We start from the raw sequence: 13,828 nt of genomic DNA, 5'->3' as shown, positions 1-13,828 counted from the left end.
CCACCGTGACCACCGCCACCGTCTCGTCGAGCATCACCACCGACGGCGCCACCTGGCTCCTCGTGCCGCACCCGGACGAGGAGGACACAGCGTGGCGGGCCGAGACGCTCGAGCTGTTCGACGCGGTCGTCCGGCTCGACGACGAGCGTCCTGAGCACCGGACGGCCGAGCGGCTCGACACCGTCGCGGCCCTCGACACGCTGCTGGCGTTCCGCGCAGGTCTCGGACCAGGGCAGCGCCTGGTCGCGTCGCTCGCGGTGCCGGGGAACTGGCCGCTGCCCGTGGTGGTCACCGTCGGGCTGGCCGAGGGCGGTACCGCGGAACTGCTCGACCTGGCCGGGGCGACCGGCGGCCTGCCGGTCGAACCGCCGTCGGTGGACGAGCTCCCCGAGCACGTCGGCGGCGAGGGGCCCGTCGTCACCCGCTACGACCTCGACGACGACGGGGCGATCTGGGCGACCGTCTGCGCCGTCCGTCGGTCCGACGGCGTGGACACGCACGTGCTGTGGCGGACGACGGACCTGGGGCTCGTCCCGGTGTTCGCGCCGCTCGTCGTCGACCTGCTGGCCACCGTCGAGAACGAGGTGCACGCATGACCGCTCCGACTGCGTCCTTCCTGGTCGTCGTCCCGCCCGGCTGGGCTCGCCTGCCCGCCGGCGAGGACCAGCGCGAGGAGCTCGGGGAGACCGTCCGTGCCGTGATCGCCCGCGCGCTGCCGGACGACCTGCCACGTGACCGTGCCGAGCCGCTGCGGCAGGAGATGCGGAAGCGCCTGCTGCGTGCGGTGGTCGAGGCCGGGGACAACGGCGCCACCGCCGTCCTCATGCCGGTCCAGCCCGTCGACGGGTACACCCCGCCGGTGTCGATCATCGAGTCCGAGGTGGACGACGAGTCCGAGGAGGCACCGGAGCAGGTGGTCGCGCAGCTGCTCGCCGAGGCGCTGCCGACCCGGCGCGACCCCGAGGACACGGGGCTGCGCGAGGTCGACGGCGGCATCGCAGCGCGCACCGAGCAGACGGTCCGGCGTGCGGACGTCGCCGCCGAGCTCCCGGAGGTCGGTGCAGACCTGCCCGTGGTGGACGACCGCCAGGTGACGTACTCGATCCCCGTCCCGCACCGGCCGGGTCGGTGGGTGATCATGTCGTTCTCGGCGATCAGCCCCAGCGACCCGGAGGACCCGGAGGCCGCCGAGCAGCTGACGGACGCGCTCGTGATGCTCTTCGACGCCGTGATGACCACCTTCCGCTGGACCGACGTGCCCGGCACCGAGCCGACCCCGCTCGAGCGTCGGATCGCCGAGATCGCCGAGGCCCGCTCGTGACCTGGTCGTTCCTGACGCCGGAGTCGCACCTGCTGCTGACCATGTCGGTCGTCGTGCTCCTGGGAGCACTCGCCGTCGTCGTGCCCACGATCGTCGCGCTCCGCCGCCGCACCTCGACCGATGCACTGGTCTGGGCCGACCAGGTGCGTCGGGACCCCGCCGCGGCCTGGGCGGTCGACCGGGTGCTCCGGGGGATCGAGGCCTCGTGCGCCGGGGCTGGTGTGCTGTTCCCCGGAGCGGTGCGGATCTCGATCGGCCACACCGTGCGGATCGACGTCGCGTCGCCGACGATCGCGCCGCCGGCGCCGTGGACGGCCACGCCGGACGGTCGGACGTGGTCGGCGCCGATGTGGGCGCTGCAGGCGGTCCCGCTCGTCGGCGGGGCTCCGGTCGAGTTCGCGACGGCCGTACCGGTCGGCACCCGAGAGGACGAGACGGTCGTGGTCGACCTGCGTCGGGTGCGCGGGATCGTCGCCCTGCGCGGGGAGGGTGCCGCCCGTGCGGCGCTGCTCGTCCGCGTCGTCGAACAGTTCACGACTGCCCCGTGGGCGGCCGGCACCACCGTGCTCGAGGTCGGGTCGCCGGTCGGGGTGGGCACGGCCGTGACGGTGCACGAGGCGATCGCGGCGGTCACGGCGGACGCGACTCCGGGCCTCCTGGTCGTGTCCCGGGTACCGGCCGGTGCAGACGGACGCGAGCTGGCCCGTCTGCTCGAGCGGCCGGGTGGCCGCTGGGCGTGCATCGCGGCCGCTCCGGACCCGCTCGCACGCTGGACGATCGCGGTGCGGCGGGACGGCACCCACGTGTCCGACGAGCTCGGCACGCTGCAGTGGGCGGCCCTCGGTCGCTCGGTCCCGGTGGACCCGGCTGCGCCGGTGGACGGTCAGGTCCCGGCCGACGCGCGGGAACAGGCCTGATGCGCGTCGTCGTCACGGTCGTCGACGACGCGACCGGTGAGCACTCCGACGTCCTCGTCGACGCCGCCGGACAGACGCCGATGCGGACGGTCGTCGACGCCCTGGTCGAGCGGACCGGCGGCCGGCCCGTCCCGGACGGCGCCCCCGACGGCGACGTGCCGTTCGCGCGCAGCGGGCTCGTCGACGGCGCCGTCCTGCACGTCGGCGGTGCCGAGCGGCCGCAGCCCGAGCACGGCACCGTGCACCTGCTCGTCGTGGGCGGGGTCGACGCGGGTCGCGTCCGACGGCTGTCGCCGGGTACGGTCCGCATCGCCCTCACCGAGGACGGTGCGGCCGCGGTCGGTGCGGCCGCCGACGGTCCCGGTCTGGAGGCCCGCACCGCGTTCGACGGGTCGGTGACGGTCCGGCTCACCCCGCCCGAGGACGACGGCGAGCGTCCCACGGATCGTCCCGCGCCCACCCTCGAGGGCGAGCCGATCGCGGCTGAGTGGTCGGACTGGCCGGCACACGCCCTCGTGCACCTCGGCGACACGGTGCTGAGCGTCGCGCCGGTCGAGGTCGTCGACCGCATGCTGCTCCGTCCGCCGGACTCCGGGCAGCTCGACTTCAACCGGCCGCCGCGGCTGCTCCCGCCGTTCCTGCAGACGGACTTCCGGATCCCGAAGCCGCCGGTGCCACCGCAGCGGTCCGCGATCCCGTGGATCATGGTGTTCGTCCCGGCGATGTTCGGCATCGTGATGGCGACCGTGTTCCGCTCGCCGTTCTACCTGCTCTTCGCGGCGATGACGCCGATGATGGTGATCGGGCAGACGATCAGTGCCCGGCGCACCGGCAGGAAGAGCCACCGGAAGCAACTCGCGGAGCACCGCGAACGGGTCGCCGCGCTCGAGACGGCGATCGACCAGGCGGTTCTCGACCAGCGCGACCAGCGGCGGACGTCCGCGCTCGACGCCGCCTCGCTGCGGGTGGTCGCGACCACCCCCGGGCGGCGGCTCTGGGAGCGCCGGCCCTCCGACGGCGACCACCTGCACGTGCGGATCGGCACGGGCGACCTGCCGTCGACCGTCACCGTGGTGGACGACCGCGACCTCGACGGCCTCGCCCACACGCCCCGGGTCACCCGCGGCGTGCCCGTGACGGTCCCGCTCGCCGAGGTCGGGGTGCTCGGCATCGCCGGCGCCGGTGCCGCCCCGCGCGACCTCGGACGCTGGGTGCTCGGGCAGCTCGCCGTCACGCAGAGCCCGCGCGAGGTGCAGTTCGTCGTGCTCACGGCCCAGCAGCACGTCCCGGCGTGGGCGTGGACTTTGTGGTTGCCGCACGTGCGACCGACGGGCGGGCAGGAGGCCCTGGCGCTCATCGGGGCCGACGGCGAGACGATCGGCCGACGCCTGGCCGAGCTCACCCAGGTGCTCGCGGAGCGCCGCGCGGAGCGGCAGAAGAACGGGACGCACCGGAGCCGGTTCTCCCCCGAGATCGTCGTGGTGCTCGACGGTGCCAGACGACTCCGCGCGATGCCCGGCGTCGTGGGACTCCTCCGGGACGGGCCCGCCTGCGGGATCCGCCTCGTCTGCATCGACGAGGAGGAGTGGCAGCTCCCCGAGGAGTGCGTCGCCACCGTCACGCACCGCAGCCCCACCGAGCTCGTACTGCGTCGGCAGCTGTCCGCGCCCGTCGAGCTCGTGCTCGCGGACCGGGTCGCGGACGACTGGTACGACGACGTCGCCCGCGGGACCTCGCCGCTCCGCGACACGAGCGGGTCCGACGGGGACGGCCTGGTGCCGGACGCCGCCCGACTGCTCGACGTCGTCGACCTGCCACAGCCCGACGGCCGGACCGTCGCCGAACGCTGGGCGACGTCGGGCACGAGCACGTCCGCGGTCGTGGGCGTCGGGATCGACGGCGCCTTCGAGCTCGACCTGGTCAAGGACGGCCCGCACGGCCTGGTCGCCGGCACCACCGGGTCCGGCAAGTCCGAGTTCCTGCAGACCCTCGTCGCGTCGCTCGCGCTGCGGAACCGCCCGGACCGGATGACGTTCGTGCTCGTCGACTACAAGGGCGGCGCGGCCTTCAGCGTGGCGTCGGACCTGCCGCACACCGTCGGGCTCGTCACCGACCTCGACCAGCACCTGGTCGAGCGGGCGCTCCGGTCGCTGCGCGCGGAGCTCACCCGGCGTGAGCACATCCTCGCTGCCTCGGGTGCGAAGGACATCGAGGACCACGAGGCGCACCTCGCCCGCGGCGGTGCCGGGGAGGCGATGCCACGGCTCGTGCTCGTCATCGACGAGTTCGCGGCGATGGTCACCGAGCTGCCCGACTTCGTCACCGGCCTGATCGGCATCGCGCAGCGCGGTCGCTCGCTCGGGGTGCACCTCATCCTGGCCACCCAGCGTCCCGGCGGCGTCGTCGGGCCGGACATCCGGGCGAACACGAACCTGCGTGTCGCGCTGCGGATGACCGACTCCGGGGAGAGCACCGACGTCATCGACGTGGCCGATGCCGCACGGATCCCGAAGAGCGTGCCGGGGCGCGCGTTCGCGCGCCTCGGTCACTCGTCGGTCGTGCCGTTCCAGTCGGCGCGGGTCGGCGGTCGGTGGGCCGGCGAGGAGGACCCGGCCACGGGCCTCCCGTTCGTCCGGGTGCTCGACTGGCGCGACTTCGCCACCGCACCGCCCACGCGACCGTCGCGCAGCGACCAGGCGACCGCCGCCACGGACCTGTCGGTCCTGGTGCAGGCGATGGGGGACGCGCGCGACCGGCTCGGCATCGGACGGGTGCACAGCCCGTGGCTGCCGCCGCTGCCGGAGCTGCTGCCGCTCGCGCAGGTCGCATCGGCCGCGGTCGGGTCGTCCGCTCCCTCTGCACCTTCCGGGTCGTCGCCGGTCGAGTCGCTGCGCTTCGCCGTCGGGCTCGAGGACCTGCCCGACGCCCAGGAGCAGCGCGCTGCCGAGGTCGACCTCGCCCGGTTCACGCACCAGTTCGTCGTCGGTGCACCCGGGTCCGGGCGGTCGACGGCGCTCCGTACCCTGGCCGCCTCGGCGGCGCGCTCCCTGTCGTCCGCCGACCTGCACGTGTACGCGATCGACTGCGGCAACGGCGCCCTCGCGTCCCTCCAGCAGCTGCCGCACTGCGGCGCCGTGGTGCAGCGGACGCAGGTGGAACGCGCGACGCGCCTGATCGACCGGTTGACGCGGGAGACCGCGCGTCGGCACGACGTGATCGCTGCGGCGTCGGCGGCGGACGTCACCGAGCAGCGCCTGCTCGCCGCGCCGGGCCAGCGACTGCCGCACGTGCTCGTGCTCATCGACCGCTGGGAGAACTTCACCACGTCGCTCGGCGAGGTCGACGGCGGGGCGCTGACCGACGCCGTGCAGTCGCTGCTGCGCGACGGCGCGGCAGCCGGGATCCACGTCGTGGTGTCCGGTGACCGGTCGTTGCTGTCGTCGCGCATGTCGACGCTCACCGACGACAAGGTCGTGCTGCGGCTGACCGACCGGCTCGACTACTCGCTCGGCGGCATCAACCACCGGAAGCTGCCCGCGTCCATCCCGCCGGGGCGGGGGTTCCGCGCCGACTCGGGCACCGAGGTGCACTTCGCGACGCTCGGCACCGACGTGTCCGGGCAGGGGCAGACCACCGCGGTGCGTGACCTCGCCGCGGAGCTCCGAGCGGCCTCGCCGGTCCCGCCGTCGCCGCGCCCGTTCCGGGTGGACGCGATGCCGAAGGACCTCGACCTCGACACCGCACTCGCGCTCGAGTCCGCTCCCGAACCGCTCCCGATGGTGGCGGTCACGGGTGTCGGCGGGGACGACATGGAGCTGCAGACCGTCGACCTGCGCACGGGGGGCGGCACCTTCGTGGTCGCCGGACCGTCGCGGTCCGGTCGGTCCACCATGCTCGCGGCCATGGCGCGGTCGCTGCTGGCCGGCGGCACGTCGCTCGTCGTGCTCGCGCCGCGGCCGGGGCCCGTGCGGGACCTCGAGGGGCTGCCCGGCGTGCGTGCGGTGTTCAGCGGGGACGACGTCACGCAGGAGCAGCTCGAACCGGTGCTCGCGCCGGACGGTGCTCCCCTCGTGCTCGTCGTGGACGACGGTGAGCTGCTCATCGACTGCTCGGCGGCGCGTTGGCTGCGCGACTGGGGGCGAGCGGCGGTGGACAACGGGCAGGGGATGCTGCTCGGCGGGAACACCACGGGGCTCGCGGCCGGGTTCGGCGGGTGGCAGGTCGACGCCAAGAAGAACCGGCGCGGGGCGCTGCTGTCGCCGCAGGACACCCTGGCCGGGGACCTGATCGGGGTGCGCATCGCGCGGTCGTCGATCTCGACGCGGATCGAGCCCGGGTCGGCGCTCGTGCACCTGGGGACCGGGCTGGCGTCGACGCTGCAGGTGCCGATGGTCCCGCGCGGGACGCTGACCGGGACCGGGGCCGGGGCGCTGGTCAGCTGAGGCTGGTGCTGGCGGCCTGTTGGTCGGTCGGCCGGTCGCCCGGTCGGCCGGTCGGCCGGGAGCCCGGTCCGCTGAGGCTGGTGCTGGCCGGTTACTGCTCGCGGCAGTCTGCCGATGCTGAGAGCGACCCGAGAACGCTCCCCACAGGGCACCCGTTTGTCAAGTCGTTTTACACAGTGGAAACGCCGCCCGGGCCAACCTTCAAGGTGTAGTTGAAGCCCGGTTCTCCACACACGGTGTGGAACGGAAAACCCCAGATCAATCCGTCGAACACGTGTTCTACCGTGCAGTTGTCCACATACTCGTCCACAGTTGTGCACATGGGGACCCGGCGTGTTCCGCATGCTCTCCACAGAGTTATCCACAGGGCTGTTTGCTGGGGATAACTCTGTCCCCGTAGCTTGGCCCAGCGACTCGGCGGAGGCAGGGGATGTCGGTCGCTCGGGGTAGGAAGCAGTTGTGGGCCGAGGTCCGCACCGTCACGACAAGAGGGAGTCCGTGTGTCGATCGCGCATCTCGATCCGTCCCCGCAGGACCTGTCCGAGCGGGGTTCGGAACGGACGCCGCCGCACGACCTGCTCGCCGAGCAGTCGACGATCGGCGGCATGCTGCTGTCGAAGGACGCCGTCGCCGACGTCATCGAGACCGCCCGTGGCGTGGACTTCTACATCCCCAAGCACGAGGTCATCTTCGACGCGATCCTGTCGCTCTACTCGCACGGCGAACCCACGGACGTCATCGCCGTCACTGACGAGCTGACCAAGACCGGTCTGCTCTCACGCGCCGGCGGTGCCGAGTACCTGCACAGCGTCACGAGCATGGTGCCGACCGCGGCGAACGCCGGGTACTACGCAGCCATCGTCGCCGAGAAGGCCGTGCTCCGGCGCCTGGTCGACGCCGGCACCCGCATCGTGCAGATGGGCTACGCGTCCGAGGGTGAGGTCACCGACCTCGTCAACAGCGCACAGGCCGAGGTCTACAACGTCGCCGGTGGCGTGCAGACCGAGGACTACGTGCCCCTGACCGACGCCATCGGTGCCGCGATCGACGAGATCGAGGCTGCGAAGGGCCGCGACGGGCAGATGACCGGCGTGCCGACCGGGTTCAGCGGGCTCGACGCCCTGACGAACGGCTTCCACCCCGGGCAGCTCATCATCGTCGCCGCGCGCCCCGCGCTCGGCAAGTCGACCCTGGCGCTCGACCTGTGCCGTGCCGCAGCGCTCAAGCACGACCAGACGGCCGCCTTCTTCTCGCTGGAGATGGGTCGTGCCGAGATCGCGATGCGCCTGCTGTCCGCCGAGTCGAGCGTGCCGCTGCAGAACATGCGCAAGGGCACCGTCGACTCCCGCGACTGGACCACCATCGCGCAGACCCGCGGCCGCATCAACGACGCCCCGTTCTTCATCGACGACTCCCCCAACATGACGCTCGTCGAGATCCGCGCGAAGTGCCGCCGCCTCAAGCAGCAGCACAACCTCAAGCTCGTGGTCATCGACTACCTGCAGCTCATGACCTCGGGCAAGAAGGTCGAGAGCCGTCAGCAGGAGGTCTCGGAGTTCTCGCGTGCGCTGAAGCTCATGGCGAAGGAGCTCGGCGTGCCGGTCATCGCGCTGTCGCAGCTGAACCGTGGTCCGGAGCAGCGTGCCGACAAGAAGCCGATGATCTCGGACCTGCGCGAGTCGGGCTCCATCGAGCAGGACGCCGACATGGTGATCCTGCTGCACCGTGAGTCGGCGTACGAGAAGGACAACCCGCGCCAGGGTGAGGCGGACCTCATCGTGGCGAAGCACCGCAACGGGCCGACGGACACCATTACAGTGGCGTTCCACGGGATGTTCTCGCGGTTCGTCGACATGCCGCAGTAGGGCCACGCGCGTGTGACTGCTCACGTAAAGCGTCGCCTGCTCTCGGAAACTGTCGCGGGAGCCGGTTGGCGACAGCTTCACTGAGCGACGCTGTTCGGCGAGGAGTGGCGGGGGCATGACGGCTGAAGGAAGTCGCGCATATTCCGCTTCGTCGGCCACACGCCATCACCAGTTAGGCGCAGGGCAGCACGCCTGCGCTGGGGCGTTGACGCGCATCGATGCGGCGGAGGCCTTACTCTCAGACGCCGGAAGCCGAGCCGGCGCGCGACTGCACGAATGCAACGGCTTGCTCGGCACTCGCCCTCGTCGGGAACGTGCCGCCGGAACGCGCCAGGTTGAGGTGATGACGGCATGCCCGCCAACGCCACTCCCCGACTGCATTCACGTAGACCACGAACCGAACATTCGAGGAGACGGCTTTGAAGGTAGCCGCTGCTCGCTGAGCACCGTCGAGCGTGTCGAACGCGGTCGCGGCGCGAGCAACCAGTTCATTCTGGGGCGAGTGCAGGCGCCAGACGTACTGCCCATTCTGCATTGGGACGGAGGTGAATCGAAGGGACATCGCGTCCCTGCTTCCGTTGCGATGAGGCTGGAGGCCCCGAGTTGCGATGCTGTCGCGGCGGACAGCGGAAGGACGTCGCGGCGAGGCGGCGGGCGGGCACAGCCGAACCGAAGCTCCAGACGGTCCGACGAGTGGATCTGAGGGCATTCAATCAGCCGTTGCGCTCCCCTGCTCGTCAACTCGGGCTGGCGCAGCTGATCTGTGTGTGTGTCACGCAGTCTGAGGCGCATCGGACTCGAGTCTCTCTGTCTAGGCCCCGTGGCCCAAAGCCTCGCAAGCGGTCAGACACCAGGAGAGGAACCGGACGGAGCGGGCTTCTTGGTCTCAGACGATGGCAGTCATGCGCGGTATCAAGCGCCACCCGTGCGCGTGATACTCCTGACTGTGCAACAGTCTCGAGGAACCCCAGCAGTGTGACGAGGAGCCGAAGTGTCTGACGAATTCGACCCGCGGGTGCACATCGAGGATCGCACAACGGGCCGCCGTCGATCGGTGCGCCGAGATCAACTGACGGGAGTTGACGAGTTCATCAACTCGCTTCAGCGAACCTTCGACATGCCTCCTGAGATGCGGTTCCAGGGGTGGCAGGGCAGTGACGAGGACCACGCACCGGAATCTGGTCGACCGGCCTACCGAGTCGTCTACAAGACCCTGCGCACAGTTCCCACACAACCTGCAGTGGTCGTCGCTGCGAACTGCAGGGTGATGTTCGCGAACGATCGTGTCACTTGGGGTGAGCCGCGATATGGACGGGCGCTCCCGTGGAGACGGCCGGACCGGTTCCTCGTCCCGGACTGGGGGCGCGTCTTCTACAACCCGGTCAGATACGTCCGCGAGGCCGACGACGCCATCCCTATGGAGGCGCATCAGGAGACCACCCCTCCGATGAACTACGTCGAGGTGCTCTACCTGCTTAACGAGACTGACGCGGAGGGAGGCCACAGCGACCGCCTCGCGGGCGCGCGTGCAGCAATCTCGACTCTGCTGGCATCTCTCGACCTGGTCTTCGGACCTCGACTACTTGGGCTCCAAATCACTGAAGAGATCGGCGAGGTGTTTGACGACTGGCACTGGAATCAACGACTAGACGGACCGACAGTGGCACTCGAAGCGCAAGCCGAACTCAAGTACATCGACGCGGACGCCGCGGTGGCACAGATCGGCGCGGTGTTCGACGCCAATGCTGGCCGTTCCGAGGAGGAGCGCGCGCGACTGCAGATCGCGTCTCAGTGGTACTGGCGCGCCGACGCGGAGACCGACCCCGTTCAAGCCTTCATCGCGCACTGGCTCACCATTGAAACGCTCGAGATGGACGGCACGAACATCGCGTCGCTGAAGAACGCAGTGCATGCACTCGTCGGCGGCCCGCGCGAGCAGTGCGCCGCTGCTGTGGGCAGGCTTAAGGGGCTCCGCAGTCGGCTCGTTCATGGCAAGACCAGATCAGTTTCCAGCAACCAGATCGACGCGGTCCGAAGCGTCTCGAGCGCTCTCCTTGAGCGCCGCCTCCTCGGAGTCATCAGCGAAGCGCGGCGGACCCAACTCCAGGAAGCGGTTGCCGACGCTTCGCAGTCTGGGTTCTGACGTGGAGTGAGGTGTCGTGCTCACTCAACGTCATCCTGGGGTCAGCAGTCCAACAATGCCGAGGCGTCGGGGAGGGGTCAGGAGGTCTGGGCATGTGGAGTGGCGGAGCGAGCGGACAGAACTGCTCAAGACCCGCATGATCGTGCTCGTATCCGGGACAAGAACTACGAGCCACCGACACGCCGGTACGCCGTCCACACGATCGTTCTCGCTTCCGGTAAACGGCCTCCTCCCCCGCCCCATACGCTCATAGCTGCACAAATCGTCGAAGGGACGCGGATCGACATGTCCACCCTGCAGGATGTGGCGGAACTGGCAGGTGTATCCGTCGCGACGGTCTGACGTGTCCTCGCCGGCGATCGATCGGCCGAAGACAAGGGGCGAGCAGAAGTCCGAGCTCTCTCGGTGCAAGCTCCTGTCGACCAGCCCGCGTGTTGCGCGTACTGATCATCGTCGAGGTCTTCCTGGTCTAGGTGTAGTTCCCCGGGACGTTGTGAACGGGTGACGTGAGAAGAAGACCTCCGGGACGATGTGGGTTACCACACCAACACGTCGAACCGGAGGTCTTCGTGACCCACGCTAATGCCCCGTTCACGCCAACCGGCAGGGAGCGCCTTGCTCGCTTGATCGTCGTGGACGGCTGGCCCGTCCGCCGGGCCGTGGAGCGGTTCCAGTGCTCGCCCGCGACGGCAGCGAAGTGGGCCGCAAGGTATCGGGCTGGCCTGTCGTTGCAGGACCGTTCCTCTCGTCCGCTCCGGAGTCCGAATCGGCTCCCGAGCCGGCTCGAGCGGCGCATCATCGCGTTGCGGGTCACGAAACGGTGGGGCCCGCACCGGATTGCGTTTCACCTCCACCTCGCCCGATCAACGGTGGGGCGGGTCCTTGCCCGGTTCCGGATGCCGCTGCTGCGCAACATCGATCAGGCCACCGGGCTCCCGGTGCGCCGGCCGGCGCCGGTCCGGTACGAGAAGTCCCGGCCAGGCGAGCTGGTCCACGTCGACATCAAGAAGCAGGGCCGCATCCCGGACGGTGGCGGCTGGCGAGCCCACGGCCGCGGCTCTGCACAAGACCGTGCCGCTGGCGTGGTCCGGGATCGCGCTGCCCGCCGCGGCGCCCGGGCATCTCGCGGGTTCCGCTGCCTGCACCACGCCGTCGATGACCACTCCCGGTTGGCGTATTCAGAGATCCACGATGACGAGCGTAAAGACACCGCGGCTGGGTTCTGGGTCCGCACCAACGCGTTCTTCATCGCCGCCGGGATCCACGTCGAGGCGGTGATGACCGACAACGGCTCCTGCTACCGCTCCCGGGCCTTTGCTGCTGCGCTCGGTGACATCAGGCACCGCTTCACCCGGCCATACCGGCCACAAACCAACGGGAAGGTCGAGCGGTTCAACCGGACCTTGGCCGCCGAGTGGGCTTACGCACGCTCGTACGACAGTGATGCAGCCAGAACCGCGACCTACGCGACCTGGCTGCATCACTACAATCACCACCGACCACACACCGGCCTCGGCGGCGCGACACCATCAGCTCGCGTTCACAACCTCACGGGGAACTACATCTAGATCAGTTCTCGACGTATCAATCCAGACCCCTTCTTCACCCGACCTCCGTCACGGATCTGAAACGAACCATTCACATTGTCGACCTCAGTACGAACGGTCGGGCCTCTAGCTTCGAACGGTATGACGCTGCATCACAAGGAGTTCGACCGAAGCCGTTATGCCGAGGCGGGCGATTTTGCTCACGGGACCGGTCGTAAGTGCTCACATGCCAGCGGCAATGTCCTCTTGCGGCCCGGAACCTCGGCCGTACAATGCCCGGAGGCTCCCCGGACATACAACGAACCCTCTGGGTTCGACAAGCACCGGCCGGCTCGCGTCGCACGTCAGTCAGGACAGCCCGTCGCAGGCGACCCTAGGTGAGTGTCGCGGCGGAGACCCGGCGGAGCTTCAAGACGAAGAGAGGTTACCTGGTGCTCGAGACAGCGCTCATCCAACCGGGCATCGACGCCTCCGAACAGATGGAATCCATGCTCGCCGGCGACTTGCACGCAATCATCTGGCGTCACGCCCCACACGATTCAGATGGTGCGGACCTCCGCGACTACGTTCTCGGCGCTGCTCGGAGTGTGCGGTCGAACCTGCATAGCGCGCTCGTGCAGCTCGCTTCGTACCGCGAGGCACGATACAAGCTCGACAACGCTCTCATCCTCTCGCTCGCACGCACGGGCTCGGTCCCGCGAGGACCTCACATCGACGAGCTCGGTGCGCGGCTCAACGCTCATCAGCAAGCGCTCTTCACCGCGCTGGGTGCTGCACTTGACTGCACCGCTGCCGTTTGCGTCGCCGTCAGTGGGTTGAGGATGAACGTTCGGCGGGCTCAGATGCCGGCGCTCTTGCCTACGTCTGACGATGCGGACTTCCCGACCGAAGGTCGGAGTCAGAGCCTGAAAAGGGCGATGCGGGCGGCGCCGGAGCGTGTGGCCGAGCTCCAGCATCAGATTCTGCGCGGGATCCGCGGCTCATACATGTCCGCCGGGCCTCCCGGCTGGCTGCGCTGGATGCTCGATGCTCGGAACACCGCCGTACATCGCGAACAGTCGGCAAATTACGTCTTCTTCGAGGGTGACAAGAAGACAGGCTTGACCGTCTATAGGAACTTGCAGCGCCACCCGCAGATGAGCAACCTGCAGTCCGTGCGATTAGCGGATTCGCCTGCAGCGATGCTGCTTGAGGAAGATGCGATGGTGACGATGCGAGAGTGCGTCCGGTCAACAGGCCTCGTGGTAAGCGGCGTGAATGCAGTCATCGAAACAGAGTGGGCGAAGCGCCGAATCGCGCTGGATATCCGCGTGCCCGTCAGTGAGCAGTGGGACCAGGCGGATCCGTCTACTTTCGATGGCTTTCAACCCGGGTCGGCGAAGTTCGTGCCAAAGCCCGGTACCGTGCTGTTGATGAACCCGCGGGACAGCGCACGGCTCGCGGCTGGCGGTGTTCTCGACTCTTCTGGCCAACACTGAGGTCTTGAAGCGTCGGCGCAGCACTGTCGCAGAGCCGCGATGCTCCGCCCAACCGAATGGTCAGAATCGAGGAGGTCGGTAGGGTGAGGCGGCTTGCGCCTTTGCTGCGGCAGCT

At 69.6% G+C, this 13,828-nt stretch carries 9 protein-coding genes; 8 read left to right on the top strand and 1 reads right to left on the bottom strand.

Annotation, left to right across the window (positions count from 1 at the left end):
- Positions 1 to 5: 5 nt before the first annotated feature.
- The 5 genes from QUG98_RS05450 to dnaB all read left to right on the top strand — a co-directional run bounded on the left by QUG98_RS05450 (position 6) and on the right by dnaB (position 8,545).
- Positions 6 to 596 (top strand): hypothetical protein, encoded by a 591-nt coding sequence (locus tag QUG98_RS05450; protein WP_289469617.1) that lies wholly within the window; start codon positions 6 to 8, stop codon positions 594 to 596.
- Positions 593 to 1,321 (top strand): hypothetical protein, encoded by a 729-nt coding sequence (locus tag QUG98_RS05445; protein WP_289469616.1) that lies wholly within the window; start codon positions 593 to 595, stop codon positions 1,319 to 1,321. The genes QUG98_RS05450 and QUG98_RS05445 overlap by 4 nt, the downstream gene beginning before the upstream one ends.
- Complete coding sequence (locus QUG98_RS05440) at positions 1,318 to 2,238, top strand: hypothetical protein (RefSeq protein WP_289469615.1); 921 nt, start codon at positions 1,318 to 1,320, stop codon at positions 2,236 to 2,238. Before QUG98_RS05445 ends, QUG98_RS05440 begins: the two co-directional genes overlap by 4 nt.
- Complete coding sequence (locus QUG98_RS05435) at positions 2,238 to 6,680, top strand: FtsK/SpoIIIE domain-containing protein (RefSeq protein ID WP_289469614.1); 4,443 nt, start codon at positions 2,238 to 2,240, stop codon at positions 6,678 to 6,680. The genes QUG98_RS05440 and QUG98_RS05435 overlap by 1 nt, the downstream gene beginning before the upstream one ends.
- Before the next feature lie 500 nt (positions 6,681 to 7,180).
- Positions 7,181 to 8,545 (top strand): replicative DNA helicase, encoded by a 1,365-nt coding sequence (dnaB, locus tag QUG98_RS05430; protein ID WP_066657525.1) that lies wholly within the window; start codon positions 7,181 to 7,183, stop codon positions 8,543 to 8,545.
- Positions 8,546 to 8,783: 238 nt separating this feature from the next.
- Here dnaB and QUG98_RS05425 read toward each other — a convergent pair whose 3' ends face one another.
- The gene (locus tag QUG98_RS05425) at positions 8,784 to 9,107 is read right to left on the bottom strand and encodes a YegP family protein (RefSeq protein ID WP_289469613.1); all 324 of its coding nucleotides are present in this window, start codon (positions 9,105 to 9,107) and stop codon (positions 8,784 to 8,786) included.
- 429 nt (positions 9,108 to 9,536) lie between these two features.
- Between QUG98_RS05425 and QUG98_RS05420 the strand changes: the two genes are divergently transcribed.
- The 3 genes from QUG98_RS05420 (at position 9,537) to QUG98_RS05410 (ending at position 13,713) form a co-directional block, all read left to right on the top strand.
- Positions 9,537 to 10,688, top strand: coding sequence for a hypothetical protein (locus QUG98_RS05420; protein WP_289469612.1), 1,152 nt, complete (start codon positions 9,537 to 9,539; stop codon positions 10,686 to 10,688).
- A 569-nt stretch (positions 10,689 to 11,257) separates the two neighbouring features.
- Complete coding sequence (locus tag QUG98_RS05415) at positions 11,258 to 12,256, top strand: IS481 family transposase (RefSeq protein WP_289469611.1); 999 nt, start codon at positions 11,258 to 11,260, stop codon at positions 12,254 to 12,256.
- Between the two features lie 410 nt (positions 12,257 to 12,666).
- Positions 12,667 to 13,713 carry a hypothetical protein gene (locus QUG98_RS05410; RefSeq protein ID WP_289469610.1) on the top strand — a complete coding sequence of 349 codons (1,047 nt, stop codon included), beginning with the start codon at positions 12,667 to 12,669 and terminating at the stop codon, positions 13,711 to 13,713.
- The last annotated feature ends 115 nt before the right edge of the window (positions 13,714 to 13,828 follow it).

Origin of the sequence: Curtobacterium subtropicum, assembly GCF_030362975.1 — a bacterium.
In the GTDB taxonomy this organism is placed as follows: Bacteria; Actinomycetota; Actinomycetes; order Actinomycetales; family Microbacteriaceae; genus Curtobacterium; species Curtobacterium subtropicum.
Note: the sequence above shows the minus strand (reverse complement) of the source record. Positions and strands in the feature narration are given on the sequence as shown.